The sequence below is a fragment of the Staphylococcus sp. HMSC14C01 genome, from assembly GCF_001808085.1.
In the GTDB taxonomy this organism is placed as follows: domain Bacteria; phylum Bacillota; class Bacilli; order Staphylococcales; family Staphylococcaceae; genus Staphylococcus; species Staphylococcus hominis.
In genome coordinates this window covers 21,576-42,746 of sequence record NZ_KV792010.1, presented here as the reverse complement: position 1 = coordinate 42,746, position 21,171 = coordinate 21,576, and the positions used below count along the sequence as shown (strand labels likewise).

Genomic DNA, 21,171 nt, shown 5'->3' with positions numbered 1-21,171 from the left:
TTATCTAGATACTTTATGTCCCGGACTCTTTTGATATAATTGATCTTATCAATGGTTAGAAGTGCTTGAGGATGTTTCTGAAGTAGTTTGACGCTTTGTTTCTATGCGTTGTCTTAATTTTTCTCCCTCAATTTTACCCACTTTCGCATAATGGCTATGAGCAAAATGCATTTGAATAATTAAAAAAGTTGCACTTATAGCCCAATATACACTTAACGCTGATGCTGAATGTAATGATGCATAAGTAATAAATAAAGGGGATAAGACCATCATGACATAATAAGATCGACGTTCATTTTTAGGATAATGAATTGAGTTGACAAGAGGTTGTATAAAATACATCACAGCTGCAATGATGGTCATGATTATGTCAGTATGCATTAAATTAAACCATAAAAAATGAGGATGCTGAGTAATACCACCACTTGTTGGATATTTAATTGACGTATATAGTCCGAGAAGAATTGGAATTTGAATTAAAATTGGAAATGTGCCAATTAAATTTTTAAAAGGATTGATTCCATACTCATTATATTTTTTCATTAATAATTTATTTGCTGCACGTCGTTCTTCAGGCGATTGAGCTTCTTTAATTTTTTCTTGGATTTTATTAATTTCTGGTTTTACGACATCTGTTTTGCCACGAATAACATGAATATTTTTTACTTGAATACACATGAGTGGCATCAGTATTAAACGCAATATAAATACAATGACGATAATAGCTAAACCATAGTTTTCATTGAATGTATGTCCTAAGACATGAAGTAAAGCATCCATCGGTTTTACAAATACAGTATAAAATAGGCCGTGTTGTTCTTCTTTATGAGAATAGTCACAACCTGCAAGCATTATTAAGGCCATCGGTAATAAGAACCATTTCTTTTTCATATTTAAACTCCTATACACTGGTCTTTAATAATCTTAGTCTTAGTGATATAAGCTTAACATAATAATGAAGAAAAGAAGAAATACATGTTTTAATAGATTATATTGGTCGTTTGGATCGCGTTATGATGTTTAGGATAAAATAACTCCATAGACTTGTCAGTAATAAGACGAAGCTAAATAATGTTATTTTCGCTTGTAATGGTAACCATGACATCATAAAACGCCAATCAGAATTTGATAATAAGAGTGTTGGAAGTAAGTGGAGAATCGCTAAAATAAGTGTAAAAGTTAACAGCATCATACTTATTTTGATGAGTAATCCACGAGACATCGTTTTAAAATGAATAGACTTAAATTTAAAAATTAAACGATAGATTATTAGAAAAACACTTGCTACAGCTATTAGCAAAATAATAGTGATGATGATAAATAGGATATTCCACTGATTAATAAGATATTGTAACGTTTTAATATGTTGACCATTACTCATTTGTGTATTGAGATGCTGTGCAAGTTCGGCTACATTTTTTGAATAGCTATTAGCAAGGACTACAATGCCATAATCTTTTTTTGGATTTAAAATAATATATGAAGAATAGTTTTCAAGTGTGCCAGGATGATATACAATTGTTTCTGAATGATTATCATCAATAAACCAACCTGTTGCATAGTGAACGTCTTGAGAATTATCTATTGCTTTAACTTTAGGTTGATGTGTTAGTTGAACTAATGATGCTACCTTTTTTGGCGGATTAAGTTGAAACTTCAACCAAGAGGCTAAATCTTTCGTGTTCGTCATCATATAGGCAGCTGGATTATCTCCTAAATTAAATTCAGGACTATCAGCATAAGCTTTTCCTTTTTTGATTACATACCCTTGAGCATCATTGTTCTTTTTCATATTACTTTCCTTTACAGTTGATTGTGTCATATGTAATGGAGTGAAAAGATGTGTGTTTAAGTAAGTCGCATATGATTGATGTGAAGCCTTTTGAACAATCAAACCTAAAATATCATAATTCATATTGGAATATTCAAATTGCTTGCCAGGTTTAGCATCTAAGTTACGTCCTTTGATACTATGAACAAGGCCTTCTAGACTGTTTGTGTCTTTTGTGATTTTGTCATCATTTGTGATGTCTCCTGAAATACCACTTGTTTGAGCAATCAATTGATCTACTGTGATATCTACTTTTTTATGATTATATTTCATATAGAAACCTGGAATATAATGACTGACTTTATCATTGAGATTGATTTTATGTGCCTCAACAAGTTTCATTATTGCATAACCCGTAAATGCTTTGGTATTTGAAGCAATTTCAAAACGCGTATTTGGTGTGACTTTGGATTTCTTTTTAATATTTGAAAAACCATAGCCTTTATTAAGAATCGTCTTATTATTTTTTACAATAAGAATGGACATTCCTGGAATATGATCGTCTTTCATTTTATTAACAATCATGTTATCGATATAACTTTGTGACGATGGACTAAACATTGAATAACTAGGTTTTAATTTAATAGCTATGGAAAGAATAATGATTCCTACTAATAAAATCATCCCAATCATGATAAAATTTTTTCTCATTTTCCCTTACTTCCTTACTTAATACTCCTTAAAATTAAACCTCTAAAAATAGTATAGCAAGTTTAAACTTAAACCGCTCTATACAAATATTAAATACTGTTGATACCTCTTTATAACTATTAAAAAAAGATATACTCTAAAAATATAATTGTAAAAAGTTACTTAAAATGTAATTTATACTATATTATTTCCACGTAAATGTATACTTTTTCACTAAATAGGAGTATATTTTATCCATTAAAAATGAATATAAAAAGAGGTAAGGATGGATTATGTTCACTCAATTTAAAATACTTATTATTGGTAAGCCAAAAAAAAATAGAGACTTAAAAAATGAAAAAATAAGTAACTTTAAGGCTTTAGCAATTTTATCTTCTGACGCATTATCTTCAGTAGCTTATGGTCCAGAACAGATTTTAATTACTTTATCTATGGTTGGCGCTATTGCATCTTGGTATACATTACCTATTGCGGCTGCTGTTTTAGTGCTACTTGCAGCATTGATTCTATCATATCGTCAAATTATATATGCTTATCCTAAAGGCGGAGGAGCGTATATGGTTTCTAAAACAAATTTAGGAGAAAAATGGGGATTGCTTGCAGGTGGCTCTTTATTAGTTGATTATATTTTAACCGTCGCAGTAAGCATTTCATCAGGTGCCGATGCTTTTGTTGCAGCATTTCCAGGGTTATATCACTATAAAGTATTCATTGCATGTTTATTGGTACTATTTATTCTAATAATGAATTTACGTGGTTTAACAGAGTCAGCAACTGTGCTCTCTTATCCAGTTTATTTATTTATAATTGGATTAATAGTCATGATTGTTATTGGAACATGGCAAGTGGCAACCGGACAAGCAGAACCTCATATGCAGGCGACAGTAGGAACCGCAGTGCCAGGTGTCACATTATTTTTATTACTTAAAGCATTTTCTTCAGGTGCATCATCTCTAACAGGTGTAGAAGCCATTTCGAATGCAGTAACAAACTTTAAAGATCCTGGATCTAAAAATGCAGTTAAAACGTTAATTACTATGGGAATGATATTAGCTTTCTTACTTGTAGGTATTGTGGGATTAGCATATTGGTATGGTATTATGCCACAGACTGAAACAACTGTATTATCTCAACTTGCAATGAATATTTTAGGGCATAATGTAGGATATTATTTTGTACAAGTAACGACTGTCATGATTCTTGTCCTTGCAGCTAATACTGGATTCACAGCTTTTCCAATGTTAGCTGCAAGTATGTCAAAAGATAAATATATGCCACGTATGTTTAACGTAAGAGGAGACCGTTTAGGTTATTCAAATTCAATTATTACATTAGGCATTTGTGCAATGTTGCTTATTATCTTTTTCCATGGTAAAACTGAAAATCTTATTCCTTTATATGCAGTAGGTGTGTTTATTCCATTTACACTAGCTCAATATGGAATGGTTTTAAAATGGATTCGTGGTCGTGAAAAAGGATGGTCTACTAAACTTATTGCAAATGCTATAGGGGGTACTATTACTTTTATCGTATTTATGATTTTCTTAATTACGAAATTTAACCAAGTATGGCCAATCTTAATTTTTTTACCGATTGTTGTATATATATTTACGCGTATTAATAGACATTACAAGGATATTGCTGAGCAACTTAGCACAACTAAAATTGTTCAAGATATGCCAGTGGTCGATAAAAATCTAGCGATTGTACCCGTTAATACGATCACTACAGCATTAAATAAATCTATTTATTATGCACATATGATTGCAGATGATGTGATTGCTGTACATGTATCTTTCGGAGATCAAACTGATAATTTATTTATTGAAAAATGGAATAAACAATATCCAGATATTAGACTAGTGACGTTACACTCAGAATATCGCAGTGTCATTCGTCCGATTTCTCGATTTATCGATAAAATTAATAAAAAAGCGAATGATCAAAACTATGTCATCACAGTGGTTGTCACTGAATTTATTCCTAAAAAACCATGGCATAACTTTTTACACAATCAAACGAGTTTGCGATTAAAAATGCATTTATTCTATCAAAAAAATGTTATTTTAGCGACGGTTCCTTATAAATTACAAAAGTAGAAGAAAATAAAAAGAACTCGAGAGATACAGGTCTCTTGAGTTCTTTCTATATATTAATGATTTAATTCCTTGGCAAGTACAATTTCATTATAGTTAATATTTTCACGTAATTGTGCGGCAATTTCATTTGTAACTTTATTTCTAGAAATCAATTCATCTAAAATTTGACGTTGAGTATACAATGCATCTAATTTGGCATCATATTGTTGTTGAGTATTTAATTCATACATGAATTTATTTTCCTCACGTTGACGTTTTCGATTATGATGTTGTCTTAACTTACGTGATAATGCATAATATTGGTTGATAATTAAACTGACTTCGAGAACATTTGTGCTATTTTGTTCTTCTTGAAGTCTTAAAGTCACCTGACGATTAACAATACGTATGATGTGTTGTACTTTTTTAAAGTTATGTCTTAATTCTTTTCTGTCAGTATAGCGTTGTTGTTCAAATGATGATTGATTCACACTTTTACGTGAATCTTTTCGCGCTTTAAATCTAAGTATGATTAACTTACTAAAACGATTCAATTTCTCAATAAAAGACATTTCTCTAAATGATTGTGTCAATTCCATTACTTTGCGATAATCACTTAAATCTTTTTTAGTAATACGCTCCTGTTTAATTAACTGTTGAAGCGTCTCAGTTTCAACATCTTCTGCAATGTCTCTTAATCGATGTAATTCTTTCGTATTTTTATCATCACTTTCCATGTCGATTAAAAATGATAATTCATTAAAATATTGATTCAGAATAGGTCGATAATCAATATCTTTGTGTGTATCTGCTTTTTCTTTTAATGTGCGAATAACATGTTGAATCATGAAAATTTTAGCTGATTGATAACTCATACCTTTGAAGTGTGATTGTTGTTCGGATGGCGTAATGAATGGAAGGATCATTTGTGCAAAAATTAAACTGATAAGTACCATCATTGAAGCAATAAAGAGTAAATCATTTCTATGATCAAAGTTTTGATTGCCGTTAATAATGAATGGTAACGTTAACGCCATTGACAATGAAATCGTTCCATGAATACCACACAAGGTCATAATAAATGCATAACGTCTCCGTTTTGGTGGTTGTGTTTCTTCTTCTTCATCGAGATATGCTTCAACGTTTTTTGGATAGTAAAAATCTTTAAACCAAACATAGACCCAAATAAATCTAAAGATATAGATGGCAAATGCTATGAGGAATGCCACCACAATTAGAAAAACTAAATTTTGTGGTTCATTACGTACAATTTCTAAAATAACTTCTGGCACAATATATCCTAAAACGACGAAGACAAAGCCATTTAATGCATAACTTAATGTATTCCAAATTTGATTGTAGTTCATTTGTAATTCAGTTTGGGCACGAATGAGACGATCTCGTTCTAAACCATGAATTAACCCAGCTACCACAACTGCAATAATCCCAGAAGCATGGACTTCTTCTGCAATAAAATAAATGACAAAAGGAGTAAGCAATTGGATGAAAGTCAATGTATTACTATCTTTTAAACCTTTATTAGACGTGAGGTAAACACGTAAACTGACGACTAAAGCACCAATTATTGCACCTACTAAAATACCAAGAAATGTTGAGAGTAAAAACTGACCAATTGCATTCATAGCTGAAAAACTACCTGTTACCAGAGCAGTGACTGCAATTTTAAAAGAAATAATACCTGCAGCATCATTTAATAGAGACTCTCCTTCTAAAATTGCCATAGACCCCTTGGGTAATACTTTACCTTTAGTAATGGCTGATACAGCAACTGCATCTGTCGGACATAAAATAGCTGCAATAGCAAAAGCAGCTGGCATCGGTAAATTAGGCCAAATCCAATGAATGAAAAAGCCAACTCCAATCACAGTTGTAAATACTAATCCCATGGCCATAAGCACGACAGGTTTTCGGTATTCTAAAAGCTTTTCTCTAGAAACATGTGTCCCTTCCACAAATAAGAGTGGGGCAATGACAGCCATCATAAAAACTTCTGGTTCAAATTTAAAATGTAGTGGAATGGGGAAGATGAATAGCGCTACACCTAAGGCAATTTGAATGAAAGCTGTTGGAATGTTGGGGAAACGATGATAAATAATAGAACTAATGATAACGGCAAGTATAAATAATAAAAAAGCTTCTAACAATTCCATATGTATTATGACTCCTTTCTTTTTTAAATACTTAATATTTTATCATGATTAAAAAAATAATGAGATATTTTAGTATATGTCATTATTAAGACATAAAAAAGCGAAACTGAATTCAGTTCCGCTTAATAAAATATCTAATGATTGATTGATTCTCGAGGTTGCTGACGTGTTTTTTCAGCTAAATATTCAGCATTTTTCTTATACTTTTTATAGAACAAGAATAAGAATATAAACCAAACTGGTGAAATAAATATGGCTACTCTCGTATCAGCACTAAAGAACAATAACACAAATACAAACAAGAAAAATGCAAGAATAACATAAGCCAGTGCTTTACCGCCTAGAAGTTTAAATTTATTGTGTTTATGTTCTTCAGGATTTTTTCGTACATATATAATATAAGAAATAATAATCATTGCCCAAACAACTATAAATAATACAGTTGAGAGTGTAGTGACATAAATAAATAATTGAATTGCATCTGGAAAGATAAAGTTTAATAATGCGGCTAAAAGTAATGTCCCAGAAGATACAAACATTGATAAGTAAGGCACACTATGATGATTTGTCTTACTTAACATCTTAGGTCCTAATCCTTGTTTAGATAAACCAAATAAAATACGACTATTAGAATAAATACCACTATTCGTTGCAGAAGCGGCTGCTGTTAACACGACAAAGTTAACAAGTCCTGCTGCAAAAGGTAAACCAATCATACTAAATAACATCACAAATGGACTTGCATCAGGGTTAATCTTATTCCAAGGAATCACTGACATGATCACAAGTAAGCCTCCCACATAGAATAATAAAATTCTAACAGGTACATTATTAATTGCTTTTGGAATCACTGTGCGAGGGTCTTTAGTCTCTCCAGCTGTAACACCTATTAGTTCAATACCAATAAATGAGTAGACAGCAATTTGGAATGACATTAAAAATCCAGCTGGTCCATTTGGAAAAATACCACCATGATTTACAAGATTACTAAAAGACGCATGTCCATATGACGTTTTAAATGAAAAGAAAATCATAACTAAGCCAACGATAATCATAGCAATAATAGTAATAATTTTTATAATAGAGAACCAAAATTCTAACTCTCCAAATAATTTTGCACCAAGCATATTAAATGAAATAAGTAAGAGTACGATAAATAATACAGTTAGCCAGTGAGGAACGTTTGGAAACCAAAAACTAAAATATTGTCCCATTGCCGTTAAATCAGACATACTTGAAACAATCCAAGATAACCAATATGTCCAACCAATGACAAAACCACCGAATGGTCCCAAATATTCGTTGGCAATATCTACAAATGAATTGAAACGTGTATTACTAAGTAATAATTCTCCAAGTGCTCTCATGAAAGCAAATAACACTATACCAATAATTAGATAGGTGATTAGTAGGGATGGCCCTGTTAACGAAATCGTTTGTCCAGAACCTAAAAATAATCCTGTGCCAATAGCGCCACCAATTGCAATTAATTGAATGTGTCTATTACTTAATTCTCTTTCTAACTGTCTTGCCATAGACTTCCCCCTCAGAAAGCCACACGATAATTACGTAAGCGCTTTCTTTAAATTTTAAAAACTTGTTTAACAAAGTGGAAAAGAGTGAAGATCAATTTGTAATTAATTAGAATATTCAGATTTTTAAAAGTTTACTTTTTTAAATTTTGTTAAATATGTAACTTTGTTAAAAGTTAATTTTATTATACTCTTAATTTTCAAAAAAACAAATGTGTGTATACAACTATGAAAAACAGAATAATTTATATTTATAATAATCTATGGCATAATAGATAAAATTTAAAAATGTATTAGAGGAGTAGAGGAATGAGAATTGGAGCGATTTCTGATCTACATATAGACAGACATCCTAAACTAAAATCAAATGTATATCTAGAAACATTGATTAAAGTAGTTCAACATAGAGAGATTGACTTACTATTAATTGCAGGAGATATTTCAAATTATTTTAGAGATAGCTATCAATTTATTAAAGATTTAAAAACTGCTTTACATATTCCCGTATTATTTGTTCCAGGAAATCATGATTATTGGAAAGTAGAGGATGGAACGACATCTCAAGATATTTATGATTTTTATAGAACAAAGCCAGAGTGTTTGTTGGATCATCCATATGTAATTAATGATAATTGGGCTATTGTAGGCCATACTGCTTGGTATGATTACAGTTACGCTGATAAAAAGTTTGAAGAAACTCGATTAAAAAAAGGGAAATATTATGGGGCCACTTGGCAAGATAAAGTGAAAATCGATTGGGATGAAGATGATACGATTTTATCCAAAAAGGCGGCTAAGCATGTTAAACAAGAATTGGAGCAACTTCAAGATAAACAAATTATTTTAATGACACATATTGTGACACATTCTAAATTTGTAGTACCTACCCCTCATCGTATTTTTGATTTTTTCAATGCATTTATAGGTACATCAGATTTCGACCGATTATATCAACAGTTTCCGATTAAATACAGTATTATGGGGCATGTTCATTTTCGTAAATCTTTAGTAGAAAATAATATAACCTTTTTATGTCCTTGTTTAGGTTATAAAAGAGAATGGCGAACAGCAGATATATATTCAGAAATGAATCATGCATTAATAGACTTTGTAATAGAATAAAAAAGAGCAAGAAACGACGTTCAGAAGACAGTCGCTTTTTGCTCTTTTAATTTATGGTTTTACATAGATACATTTTTTACCAGGGGCGTTAAAGCTACGCTCCATGAATTCTTTTTTAATTTTTATAATCTGGAAGCGATTAGGTACTAATGCAGGCACAATTATTTTTCTTAAAAAGTGACTCCATAAAGGATCAATATAATAGTAATGTGTGTCGTCATATCCAATAAGTAATGTAACGTGAATGTTAGACACAAGCTGACGCGTGTGGTTATCAAATTTAAACGTTTTACGTGAAGGTTTTTGACCTAAGCTTGTATGATACATAAGAATCGGTTGTCCTTGATCAATCACAGTTTCTAATTCTTCTAAATTCGTACCAGTGCCATCTACGATACGTGAATCAAATGTTTGTAAATATGGAACATAAGCAGAAGGGAAAATCGTTTGGTGATGACCAAACTTAACAAGTAAATGGTGACCAACATAGCCTTTATAGGGATTATTTGGATGCGTAGGCCAATGTTTCATAATATCAGTAGCTTTAATATTATGATGATTATATTGTAATAACATAGCTGCAGAAACGCCTTCACAACCCATAATCATAGGGATTGGAAAAAGTTGACTTTTAGGCGTAACTGATAATAATTTTTTATTCATTAACGTTCTCCTTTATGTCAGTAAAACATTGTTTTAAAGTAAATTTATTATATACCTTGATTAGAGTAGCGTATAATCATTTGAATTCTTTGTATTAACAAAATGTGGGTCAACATATTTAAGACAATAAGAAGAATGTTGATATAGTAATTGATGTTAAAAATTCAAACCCAAAAGTGATTAAAGATATCATGCTTAAAATGTATCTTATTCATATACTAATTTTTAATATGCAACAGAAAGATTGAACAGTTAATATAAAATAAAATTGGGAGTTATGCATTTAAAAATGAATATATGCAAACTCCCAAGTATTATTTTATTTTGCGGCATGAACAATATCATTTATGTTATGTTTATTGCGTCAAAAATCTTTATTGCACATTATACCGATAGATAACATTAAAGGACCTGCTTTCTTTTGATTCTGTAGATATGGGTTTAGTCCTTAAGATGTCATAGCTTCTTATTTAATCTGATTGTGTTAAAAAAGTAAGTCAATCTTATTTTTCTAGGATGCATGTTATCGTTAATACAAATTAAAATTTATTAAATAATACGTGATTTTCAAGATGTACATGTTCATGTGTTTCACGTTCTAAATGTTCAAGGCGTGTGTAGACTAAACGCCAAGTATTACATGCTTCACTAGGTGGCTGATACTGATTTGTTAAATCGCTCATTTCTTCTAATAGATGTCCAGTTTGAGTATGATCTTCAACTAAACTTTCAATAACCTGATGCGCATTCTTAACTTGTTCACCACGTGCAATTTTAATGAGTAATGGAAAATCATGATTATCTTCTTTATCCATATGTTCAAGCATACCATCACGATACTGGCGATATAACTCTTGTAATTGAAGTAAATATGGATGGTTTGGTCCATGAACTTTTGCAATTTTAGTGACATAAGGTGAAAGGTTTTTAAATTCTTCATGCATTGTTTCATGGTAACGTGATTGAATATATTGAATTAAGGAAGGGACATCTAAATATTTAACGTTGATATTTCCTGTTGAATGTACAGGTAAATGATTAATTTCTTCTATAATTGTATCGACATTTACTTTTTTATTTTTTACTGCATTTTTAATTGAGATATTTCCACCACAACAAAAATCTATTCCGTATTTTCTGAAAACATCCGAACTTAATGGAAAATCAGTAACGACATTAGCAACAATTGAATCTTTAGTGACCATAAATAAATCCTCCTTATTTAACTATAGTTTATTATAGTAAATAATAATCATTTTCAATTAGAGAAGAATAAGTTGTCATGTATTTGTTGAAAAGTCATTACAAATTTGTGAATGTTAAAAAATACTTGAGATATAATAATTGTCTCAAATATTTTTTAACATATTAGCAGTCGATGTTTATATTAAAAATGGATGCTAGATTACGTTTATTAATATAAGAATATATTAGATACGTTGATATTTTTTAAAATATAAAAATTGAAGTAAAACTATGAGAATTGCTGTGATAACAATTACTGTGAGATAAGGCATTACATTATACTGTCCTTTAAGACCAACTAAAGGAGACACTAGACCACCAAGGATAAATTGGAATAAACCTAGTAAACTAGAAGCATTTCCACTTCCACCAGTACGTTCTTCCATAGCCATTGAAAATCCTAAGGGGCCGATTGAAGTGACAGGACAAACATTTAAAAAGAAAGCGACTAATAAGAGCCACAATGGACCTTGTAATATCAAAGTAAATACAACGAGAAGTACACCAATAAGTTGAATGAAAGTCAAATAAATTAAGATTTTAAAACGATGTATACGTTCAACAAGCAAAGCAACGATTTGACTCACAACAATTAAACCAATGCCATTGATTGCAATCATTACGCTAAATTGTTGAGGCGTCATATGGTATATTTTCTGAGTGATAAACGGAGAAGCAGATGAAAAACTAAATAACATAACATAAGTTAATCCTTGTAAAAACATTGGAATAATAAATCTTGGTCGTTTAAGCAAACGTCCAAAGTCAGAAAATATATGTTTGAAATTGGCAGTAACATGCTCAGAATGATGTGTGGTCGGCATATTGAAAGTAACGCCACATAACATGATTATGCTAATAGCTGTTAAAATAACAAAGATAATTCTCCATGAGCCAAGAGAAAGCGATAAACCTCCAAGTAATGGCATTAAAATAGTTACTATACCATTTACAACCATAAGAGAAGCAAGAAATTTAGCTAGAGTATTTCCTTGGTAATAATCTCCTGCGAAAGCTTTAGCGATAACAATAATACCTCCGGCAGTTAATCCTTGTACCAAACGTATCAATAAAAATAGTGGAAATGTTGTAATAAATATCGCACCACATGAAGCTAAAACGAATACACTAAGAATTATTAGTGCAATTTTTTTTCGACCGAATACATCTGATAAAGGTCCGAATATAAACTGTCCAAGTGCTAGGCCAATCATTGCAAAGGATAGGGTAAGTTGTATGCTTGACGTTGATGTATTAAATTGTTGCTGAACTGCTGGTAAAGCGGGTAAATACATATCTATAATCATTGGACCAAATGCTGTCATTGTTCCTAGAACAATGAGTAATAGCATCGGCAATTTAGTATGTGTTGAGTTATGCATAATTGTACTCCTTGAAAAGATTTGCAATGTACATTATATAGGTTTTTGAGAAAATATGTAATTTCAAATATAAAAAACTCTAAAAAGATTGATTTAATCAATCTTTTTAGAGCTGAAATTTGTCACAATACATAAGAATATTAATTATTATTACCAAGAATACTGTTTAGTTTTTTCTTGATATCATCTACTTTATTATTGACATCATCTAATAGCGCATTCACTTTGTTTTCATTTGCGTTGTTTTGTTGTGCATTATTTGCTTCTTTTAACTTATTAACTTGGTCTTGATAAAATTGAGTTAATTTAGAGTCTTCTTTAGTAATCTCATTATTTTTTAATTTATCAATTTGAGATTGTATTTGTCTAAGACGTGATTCAGTGTCTATTTTATCTTTAATATCATTTTTTGCATCTTCAACTTGTTTCTTGATATTATCGCTTTGATTTTGAACTTCTTGTTGATAATTTTTAGATACATCATTTGTTGCATTATACGTATGTTGTTTATTGTCCGATTCCTTTTTATGATCAATATAAGATTTAGTCGCAAAAATGCCAATAATTAAAAGAAGAATTGCAATAATAGCGATTAACCAACGTTTTGATTTTTTATTTTTTTCATTCTCTTCTTCTAGTAATTGTTCACGTCTAAAGTCACGATCGTTATAGTAACGGTTAGCATTTTCATCATAATCGCCCTGATTTTGATGATGATACTCTTGACGAGGTTCATTTCTTCTGTAATTTTCTTCACTTTGACGTCTCTGTTGACGTTGTTGATACTCGCGACTTTTTTGATTACGTTGTTGATATTGATCATCGTATTGATATGAATCTTTGTATTTTTCAGTACGTTTCATAGATTTCACCTCTTTTTAATCATTTAACTTAATTAATCGAGCAATATTTTCAGCAGTTTGTGTTAAGAATCGTTCTCCATTTTCTAATAAATAGGGGAGTTCTGATGGCGTTTCTATAATGCTAAACACAGTATCAATTCCATGTTGATATACGGCTTGATAATTTTTTCCTAAACTACCGCATATACCAATAACAGGTAAGTCGAATTGTTTGGCTGCTTTTGCCACTCCGATAGGTGTTTTACCATAAATCGTTTGTACATCTATTTTTCCTTCTCCTGTAATAACTAAATCGGCATCTTTAATGCTTTGAAGAAATTGCGTTTCTTTTAAGACAATATCGATGCCATTAGATAATGACGCATTGAAGAAAGTGAGAATACCAGCTCCTAATCCACCGGCAGCTCCAGCACCAGGTATATCTTTAACACTGATATGATATGCTTTCTCTATCATATCATGATAATTTGCGAGTGCGGAATCCAACTTTGGTATCATCTTTTCAGTTGCTCCCTTTTGTGGTCCGTAAATATATGTTGCACCATTAGAACCTAATAAAGGATTTGTAACATCACATGCCACTTCAAAGGTAACGTCGTTTAATCTATAATCTAATTTTGACGCATCTATATGAGTTAAATGAGCAAGAGCGCCACCACCAAGTTCAATTTCTTCATTATCAGAGTTTAGAAATTTTACGCCAAGAGCGGTCAGCATACCACTACCACCATCATTTGTTGCACTCCCCCCTATGCCTAATATAATTTTAGTCACATTATGGTTTAGAGCATCTTTAATTAATTCGCCAACGCCAAATGTTGTAGTAATTAAAGGATTACGTTCATCTGTACGAATTAAATCTAATCCTGAAGCTGCTGCCATTTCAATAATAGCCACATGATTATCTCTCGAACGAGCATAAGATGCAGTCACTTCTCTAAAAAGTGGATCATGTACTTTAATGCTATGAATTGTCGCATCTAATGCTTCTATTAAAGCTTCGGTTGTACCTTCGCCACCATCTGCCATAGGGATAACCTCTGTTTTAAGCGCATCACCGAATATATTTTTAAAACCCTGTTCTATAGCTAATCCAGCTTGTTTAGCAGACATACTCTCTTTAAATGAATCTGGCGCAATAACCATTTTGTTTATGTTCAACGAGATCACTTCTGATTAAAATTATAAATAAAAAACTAAATTAAAATGATTTAATGTTTAAAATATAAAAAAAGTATATAATGGTATTTAATTAAATAGAATTGATTAAACACTATAATGTAACATTATTGTAGTGGAGGAGTAGTGTAAATGTCTAACTTTAAACAACACGAATTTTACATCTGGGTCATAGGGTTATTATTATTTTACGGTTACTTAGGTTTAATTATTCCTTTACATGGAATCGATTGGTTTTTTGGAAGTCATCAAGGCATAAGTACCTTTTATCATCATTTTGATAATTTGAATGGACGTTATATTAGTAATTTAATTGAACTTGTAGCAGTGCGTTCGGTAATATTACGTATGATTATGTATTCAATAATATCAGTAAGCATTATTTTATTAATACTCAAATTGATACGCCAAACATTTTCAATCCGTCATCTCATGCTTGCAACTATGTTATTGCTTATTATACCTAATTCAGTTTTTTCAGAGAGTTATGGAAGCTTTGGCTACTTTTTTAGTTATGCTTTTGGAATGATATGTGTTCTCTATAATTTGTATTTTATAAGTCAAATTTTATTTATAAAAGATGAACTAAAAATGTACAATGTCATTTTATTTTGGATCAGTTGTTTCAGTGGGCAATTATTTGCTGAATCATTAACTTTTTTCGTTAATTTGGCTTTATTCACGACATTAATTGCTTATTTTGTGTTAAAACGTAAAATTAACTTTAATTTATTAATAGGGTTTCTATTATCATTATGTGGTACATTAATCATGTTGATTAACCAGACGTACATTAATTATCTAAGTGACATTCAAGCAATGAGAGCACACATTGATGGCTTAGGTTATGTTCATAAATTAAGAGTTACAATATTAAATGACCTTCCACGTTATATGTTTTTTAATCATATTATCATAGTGTCTATGATTGCGATTGTTATAATTGGGTTACTTATAAAAAATACTCGCTTTCAAACGTTTTCTAAAATCAGACAAATGATATTAATGATTGGTATACTTGTATTGCCTATATACAAGATATTTATTTTTGAACCCTTTAATTTTAATCAAACAACTTTGATTACAAGTTATGGTCTAATTAATTTCTTATTATGTTTTAGCTTTTTCGTCAGTATAAGTATGGCTAGTTTTATTATAGTTACAGATAGCTACTATCGTATTATTTTAATAGTTGCTTTTATTTCTATTATTTTAAGTGCTATACCTATCTTTTTCATTTCAGAGGTAACGTCTCAACAGTTCTTTATTGTATATATAATGTGGTGTGTGATATTGATTACTTTAGTTACTGAATTACATACTTTAAAACAAAGCTATGATAATATTCTTAAAATTTGTGTAGGATGTTTATTATTCGTATTTATTGCTATTTTTACGATTGTGCATTTTAAATATGAAGCTAGATTAAATAATATTCAAACTCAAATTCAACAACATAGAAATGAAATTATTGTAAAACATTTGCCATTTGAGACATATTTCTATGAAATGACTCCAACTGAAGAAATCGAAAAGGAAAATTTCAAAGAGTACTATCAAATTTCAAATAATAAACAACTTAAAATATTGCCGTTTGATATTAATGTAATAGAAGACAGAGGAGATTAACTATGAAGTTAAAACAAACGCACTATGAAATAATTAAATTCGTCATAGTGGGTGGGATTAATACACTTGATTATTATTTAGTGTATCTCATTTTACTAAAATTATTACACATTCACTATATGGTGAGTCATATTATTGGATTTATAGTAAGTTTTATTATTTCTTATTATTTAAATTGTTATTTCGTTTATAGAGTTAAACCAACCCTTAAGAAATTTTTAAGTTTTCCATTAACACAAGTAGTAAATATGGGAATGCAATCTTTGTTTTTATATATCTTTGTAAGATGGTTTAATTTCCCTTCTGAAATTGCACCGTTTGTAGGACTTATCGTTACAATTCCGATTACTTTTATATTATCTAAATGGATTTTAAAAGACTAAAATTTAAAAAAGAGCTAGAATTGTGTACTTCTAGCTCTTTTTTTTATAAATAGGAAATTAGGTTTGACTAAAAAATTAATTAGCTTATTTTTATAAAAATGATAGAAATAAAAAAATATTGTAATTCAAATTTTGATAGTACATACTAGTAATACTAAGTGTTTAAGGTGGTTAACTAGATATGACCCAAAACGAAAATCTTAAATTGGCGCAAAGAGGCGCTTATTTAAGTTTAGTTGTTTATATCGTTTTATCTGTTGCAAAATATATTACTGGATATGTGTACGATTCGGCAGCTGTAAGAGCAGATGCATTGAACAATATGACTGATATTGTTGTATCTATCGCTGTTATTGTGGGGTTAAAGATTTCAATTAAGCCAGCTGATAAAAATCATCCTTATGGTCATTTGAAATCTGAAAATATTTCAACGCTTTTCGTATCATTCATTATTATGTTTGTAGGTATCCAAGTAGTGATTGAAAATGCACCTCGAATGTTGACAAATGAACACCATATTCCAAATTTTATTACGATTATTATTAGTATGATGAGTGGTGTCATTATGATTGGTGTTTATGCTATTAATCATAGACTTGCAAAACAAACTAAAAGTAGCTCATTAGACTCGGCCTCAAAAGATAATTTATCTGACGGTTTAGTCAGTATTGGTACTGCTATTGGATTATTATTTACACAATTTGGTCTACCTATTATTGATGTGATACTTGCTACTGTATTAGGATGTTTAATTATTTATACTGGGTTTGGGATATTTAAAGATTCAATTTTTGCATTGAGTGATGGATTTAAGGAACAAGATTTAGAAGAATATCGAAGTCTTGTTCAAGAAGTTACAGATGTAAGAGAAGTAAAAAATGTAAAAGGACGTTATCACGGCAGTAGCATTTTTTTAGATGTAACGATTGTAGTTGATGCAAATTTATCATTACAAGAAGCGCATGATATTTGCGATAGAGTAGAAACACATTTAGAACATAATGGTATATCGTCTGTATATGTTCATCCAGAACCAAATACATTAAATGAGAAATAAAAAAGAGCGGGAGTATACTCCTGCTCTTTTTTGATTCAATTTACCACCAACCATTTGATTCTCTAAAACGTATCGCTGCTCCAATTGATCCATAACGTTCTTTTGCATATTGAATCATGCCTTTAGTTTGGGTTTCCACTGATCCATACCCCCATGATTGGTTAGTTTGGCCTAATCCATGGTATTGACCATTTGATGCATTAGGGTTACCGCCGGATTCAGGAAGTACAATTTTCTCCCACATTTCTTCTGTGCCTCCAGCAGCTAAGAAACGTTGATATACTGATTGTGTACGACTTGAAGTACTAGAAGTTGTCGCGTTTGAACTTGATATATTTAAATTAGATGTATGACTTTGATGATATTGGTATTGATGTTGTTGAGAAGGGGATGTTGATACCTCTTCTGCGTGTGCCTGGCCACTTTCTAATCCAGCGGCACCTAATGAGAGCATGGTCATTAATGCAAAAATTGATTTTTTCATGATAAAAAACTCCTTTGTGATTTGGATATTAATGTTCGAATTAAAACATTGCATCCCAATAAATCTAGATGTTGACTACGGTATGTTCACTATAACAGTTAATTTAATGACATAGGTTACTGTCATATCAAGAATCATTATCAAATATGAACACGAAGTAACAAATATCTCAAACGTTTATCATATATTCCGAATTAAATTATAAGTAGTCCTATTATGAAAAAAAGTGAAATAGTTCTATAATAATGGTGTAAAGATAAATAGATATTAAATTAAATAATGAGGAAAGTATTTATAATTCAATCGTTATACTCATTAACTTTCTATTAACCTAAGGAGTGTTATATTATGCCAAAATTAATTTTATGTCGCCATGGACAAAGTGAATGGAATGCGAAAAATTTATTTACCGGTTGGGAAGATGTTCAACTGTCAGAACAAGGGAGAAATGAAGCCATCACTTCAGGTAAAAAATTAAAAGAAAACAAAATTGAAATTGATGTTGCTTATACTTCTTTATTAACAAGAGCATTGGAAACGACTCAATATTTATTAGCTGAATCTGACCAAGAATGGATTCCCGTTCATAAAAGTTGGCGCTTGAACGAACGACACTATGGAAAATTACAAGGGTTAAATAAAGATGATGCCCGTAAGGAATTTGGTGAAGAACAAGTTCATCAATGGAGACGTTCTTATGATGTATTACCGCCAGCACAAACTGAAGAACAACGTCAATCTTATTTAAATGATCGTCGTTATCGTCATTTAGATCATCGTATGATGCCTTACTCTGAAAGTTTAAAAACAACATTAGAGCGTGTCATTCCAATTTGGACTGATCATATTTCACAACATTTATTAGATGGGGATACTGTACTTGTAGCAGCACATGGTAACTCTATTCGAGCATTAATTAAATATTTAGAAAACGTATCAGATGAAGACATTATAGGCTATGAAATTAAAACTGGCGCACCGTTAATTTATGAATTAGATGATGATTTAAAAGTAACTAATCATTATTATTTATAAAAGTGTGAGCAAGAATTTTTATTTATTGTAATATAGTAGATACAATAAAAGGCTAAAGCATTAAAGAAGTGCTTTAGTCTTTTATTAATGTAGTGGAGTAAGATTGTTTGTAAAAATAGTTAAACGGTTTTAACTAACGTCGATATTGCTTAATCATCTTTAATGCACGTTTGCGTGTTTTAATATTAGAACTTTTTAAGTTGCGACGTGCAGTTTGTAAATCTTGTTTCATAAATAGTCCTCCTTTTTATAAAGAATAAAGGAAAAGATGGTTTATGTAAATAGTAATTATTACGATTTATAAAATAAAAATAAGGAGATGATACCATGTCGCATAGTAAAAAGTTAATTATGATTTTCACTATGCTATTAGGTGGTTTTTTTGGTTTATTAAATGAAACCTTGTTGACCACAGCATTACCGAGAATAATGAAAGATTTTCATATTGCATATTCTCAAGTACAATGGCTCACAACAGCCTTCTTACTAACAAATGGAGTAGTTATTCCATTATCTGCATTTATTATTCAACGTTATACAACAAGACAGGTCTTCTTAACTGGAATTATTATATTCTTTCTAGGCACTTTACTAGGAGGATTTAGCCCTAATTTCACTACTTTATTAATTGCAAGAATTATCCAAGCATTAGGTTCTGGTATTATGATGCCACTAATGATGACGACTATATTAGATATATTTGAACCGCACGAACGTGGAAAATATATGGGGATGTTTGGATTAGTGATTGGTTTAGCACCAGCGATTGGACCTACATTATCTGGATATTTGGTTGAATACATTAATTGGAGAGCATTGTTTTATGTTGTAGCTCCAATTTCAGCAGTGACTTTTATACTTGCTTTAATTTTTATTAAAAACGTTGGAGTAAAAGTAAAAGCGCCCATTGACATGCTATCCATTATCTTATCTATTATCGGATTCGGTGGTATGTTATATGGGGTAAGTTCTATTTCTCAGAAAGGTTGGAATGACCCAGTCGTTCTGAGCACTATTATTTTAGGCATTATTTTTGTAGTTTTATTTATTTGGAGACAAGAACGACTTGAAACCCCTCTATTAAGTTTTAAAGTATTTAAAAATAGTCAATTCGCAGTGGGTATTGCTATTATGGCTGTAACGATGATTTCAATGATTGGATCTGAAACGGTCTTACCTATGTTTGTACAAAATGTGTTGCAACGTACGCCTGTTGATTCTGGTTTGATATTGTTACCCGGAGCAATTGTAATGGCAATCATGTCCATCATATCTGGGCGTTTATATGAAACGTTTGGAGCACGAGTACTTTCAATGATAGGTATGATTATTGTAACGATTACGACGTCCTACTTTGTAGTGATGGATGAGCATACGTCAACAATTGTTTTAGCAACTATTTATGCGATTCGTATGATTGGTATTGCTTTAGGGTTAATGCCTGTAATGACGCATACAATGAACCAACTCACTCCAGAATTAAATGCTCATGGATCTTCAATGACAAATACGATTCAACAAGTAGCGGGTTCTATTGGTACAGCTGGTTTAGTAACAATTTTAAGTGTAGCAAGTCAGCATTTTAAACCGACACCAAGTGATTATCAAGGAATGGCTAAAACAGAGATGATGAAACATATTCAAACAGACGCAATGATACATGGTTATCATTCTGGCTTTTTATTTGCAGTGATTATCACAGTCGTTAGTTTATTATTAACTTTTTTACTTAAACGAAAAAAAGATATAAATGAAGAAAGTTATTAACCTCATATCTAAACATTCTATTTTATTTAATAGTTTAAATAGTTATTGACTATTCATAGTGATGAGATTAGAATTAATTTATTCTGACTAATTTAATAG

Annotated in this window: 18 protein-coding genes; 7 read left to right on the top strand and 11 right to left on the bottom strand. The window is 30.7% G+C overall.

What is annotated here, in order from left to right:
* Positions 1-48 precede the first annotated feature (48 nt).
* Complete coding sequence (gene yidC / locus HMPREF3131_RS00445; protein ID WP_049382401.1) at positions 49-891, bottom strand: membrane protein insertase YidC; 843 nt, start codon at positions 889-891, stop codon at positions 49-51.
* A gap of 97 nt (positions 892-988) precedes the next feature.
* Complete coding sequence (locus HMPREF3131_RS00440; protein ID WP_049379312.1) at positions 989-2,482, bottom strand: serine hydrolase domain-containing protein; 1,494 nt, start codon at positions 2,480-2,482, stop codon at positions 989-991.
* Positions 2,483-2,754: 272 nt separating this feature from the next.
* Between HMPREF3131_RS00440 and HMPREF3131_RS00435 the strand changes: the two genes are divergently transcribed.
* Positions 2,755-4,581 carry an APC family permease gene (locus tag HMPREF3131_RS00435; protein WP_070436315.1) on the top strand — a complete coding sequence of 609 codons (1,827 nt, stop codon included), beginning with the start codon at positions 2,755-2,757 and terminating at the stop codon, positions 4,579-4,581.
* Positions 4,582-4,634: 53 nt separating this feature from the next.
* On the opposite strand, the gene HMPREF3131_RS00430 is transcribed toward HMPREF3131_RS00435, so the two are convergent.
* The gene (locus tag HMPREF3131_RS00430) at positions 4,635-6,731 is read right to left on the bottom strand and encodes a cation:proton antiporter (protein ID WP_070436314.1); all 2,097 of its coding nucleotides are present in this window, start codon (positions 6,729-6,731) and stop codon (positions 4,635-4,637) included.
* A 134-nt stretch (positions 6,732-6,865) separates the two neighbouring features.
* Positions 6,866-8,266 (bottom strand): amino acid permease, encoded by a 1,401-nt coding sequence (locus tag HMPREF3131_RS00425; protein ID WP_048762174.1) that lies wholly within the window; start codon positions 8,264-8,266, stop codon positions 6,866-6,868.
* A 306-nt stretch (positions 8,267-8,572) separates the two neighbouring features.
* Between HMPREF3131_RS00425 and HMPREF3131_RS00420 the strand changes: the two genes are divergently transcribed.
* A complete protein-coding gene (locus HMPREF3131_RS00420) occupies positions 8,573-9,385 on the top strand; it encodes a metallophosphoesterase (protein WP_019834814.1) in 813 nt (270 codons plus the stop codon).
* Between the two features lie 51 nt (positions 9,386-9,436).
* Here HMPREF3131_RS00420 and HMPREF3131_RS00415 read toward each other — a convergent pair whose 3' ends face one another.
* The 5 genes from HMPREF3131_RS00415 to HMPREF3131_RS00395 form a co-directional block, all read right to left on the bottom strand.
* Positions 9,437-10,048: a C39 family peptidase gene (locus tag HMPREF3131_RS00415; protein WP_017174981.1), complete on the bottom strand. Its 612-nt coding sequence runs from the start codon at positions 10,046-10,048 to the stop codon at positions 9,437-9,439.
* A gap of 539 nt (positions 10,049-10,587) precedes the next feature.
* Positions 10,588-11,253 (bottom strand): iron-sulfur cluster repair di-iron protein ScdA, encoded by a 666-nt coding sequence (gene scdA, locus HMPREF3131_RS00410; RefSeq protein WP_070436313.1) that lies wholly within the window; start codon positions 11,251-11,253, stop codon positions 10,588-10,590.
* A gap of 225 nt (positions 11,254-11,478) precedes the next feature.
* Positions 11,479-12,675, bottom strand: a complete 1,197-nt coding sequence (locus HMPREF3131_RS00405; protein WP_002488760.1) for a putative multidrug effflux MFS transporter TcaB — start codon at positions 12,673-12,675, stop codon at positions 11,479-11,481.
* Positions 12,676-12,815: 140 nt separating this feature from the next.
* The gene (locus HMPREF3131_RS00400; RefSeq protein ID WP_002488783.1) at positions 12,816-13,538 is read right to left on the bottom strand and encodes a hypothetical protein; all 723 of its coding nucleotides are present in this window, start codon (positions 13,536-13,538) and stop codon (positions 12,816-12,818) included.
* 15 nt (positions 13,539-13,553) lie between these two features.
* Positions 13,554-14,699, bottom strand: a complete 1,146-nt coding sequence (locus tag HMPREF3131_RS00395) for a glycerate kinase (protein ID WP_019834816.1) — start codon at positions 14,697-14,699, stop codon at positions 13,554-13,556.
* A 150-nt stretch (positions 14,700-14,849) separates the two neighbouring features.
* Between HMPREF3131_RS00395 and HMPREF3131_RS00390 the strand changes: the two genes are divergently transcribed.
* The 3 genes from HMPREF3131_RS00390 (at position 14,850) to HMPREF3131_RS00380 (ending at position 17,786) form a co-directional block, all read left to right on the top strand.
* Positions 14,850-16,346 (top strand): hypothetical protein, encoded by a 1,497-nt coding sequence (locus HMPREF3131_RS00390; protein ID WP_017174978.1) that lies wholly within the window; start codon positions 14,850-14,852, stop codon positions 16,344-16,346.
* A 2-nt stretch (positions 16,347-16,348) separates the two neighbouring features.
* The gene (locus HMPREF3131_RS00385) at positions 16,349-16,729 is read left to right on the top strand and encodes a GtrA family protein (RefSeq protein WP_017174977.1); all 381 of its coding nucleotides are present in this window, start codon (positions 16,349-16,351) and stop codon (positions 16,727-16,729) included.
* Positions 16,730-16,910: 181 nt separating this feature from the next.
* Entirely contained in the window at positions 16,911-17,786 is an 876-nt protein-coding gene (locus HMPREF3131_RS00380; protein WP_017174976.1) for a cation diffusion facilitator family transporter, read from the top strand.
* 40 nt (positions 17,787-17,826) lie between these two features.
* Here the strand turns inward: HMPREF3131_RS00380 and HMPREF3131_RS00375 are convergent, their stop codons facing one another.
* The gene (locus tag HMPREF3131_RS00375; protein ID WP_017174975.1) at positions 17,827-18,270 is read right to left on the bottom strand and encodes an aggregation-promoting factor C-terminal-like domain-containing protein; all 444 of its coding nucleotides are present in this window, start codon (positions 18,268-18,270) and stop codon (positions 17,827-17,829) included.
* 348 nt (positions 18,271-18,618) lie between these two features.
* Between HMPREF3131_RS00375 and HMPREF3131_RS00370 the strand changes: the two genes are divergently transcribed.
* On the top strand, positions 18,619-19,305 hold the full coding sequence (locus HMPREF3131_RS00370) for a 2,3-diphosphoglycerate-dependent phosphoglycerate mutase (RefSeq protein WP_017174974.1): 687 nt from the start codon (positions 18,619-18,621) through the stop codon (positions 19,303-19,305).
* A gap of 133 nt (positions 19,306-19,438) precedes the next feature.
* On the opposite strand, the gene HMPREF3131_RS11110 is transcribed toward HMPREF3131_RS00370, so the two are convergent.
* Complete coding sequence (locus HMPREF3131_RS11110; protein WP_017174973.1) at positions 19,439-19,537, bottom strand: putative metal homeostasis protein; 99 nt, start codon at positions 19,535-19,537, stop codon at positions 19,439-19,441.
* A gap of 95 nt (positions 19,538-19,632) precedes the next feature.
* On the opposite strand from HMPREF3131_RS11110, the gene HMPREF3131_RS00365 reads away from it, so the two are divergent.
* A complete protein-coding gene (locus HMPREF3131_RS00365; protein ID WP_070436312.1) occupies positions 19,633-21,072 on the top strand; it encodes an MDR family MFS transporter in 1,440 nt (479 codons plus the stop codon).
* Positions 21,073-21,171 lie beyond the last annotated feature (99 nt).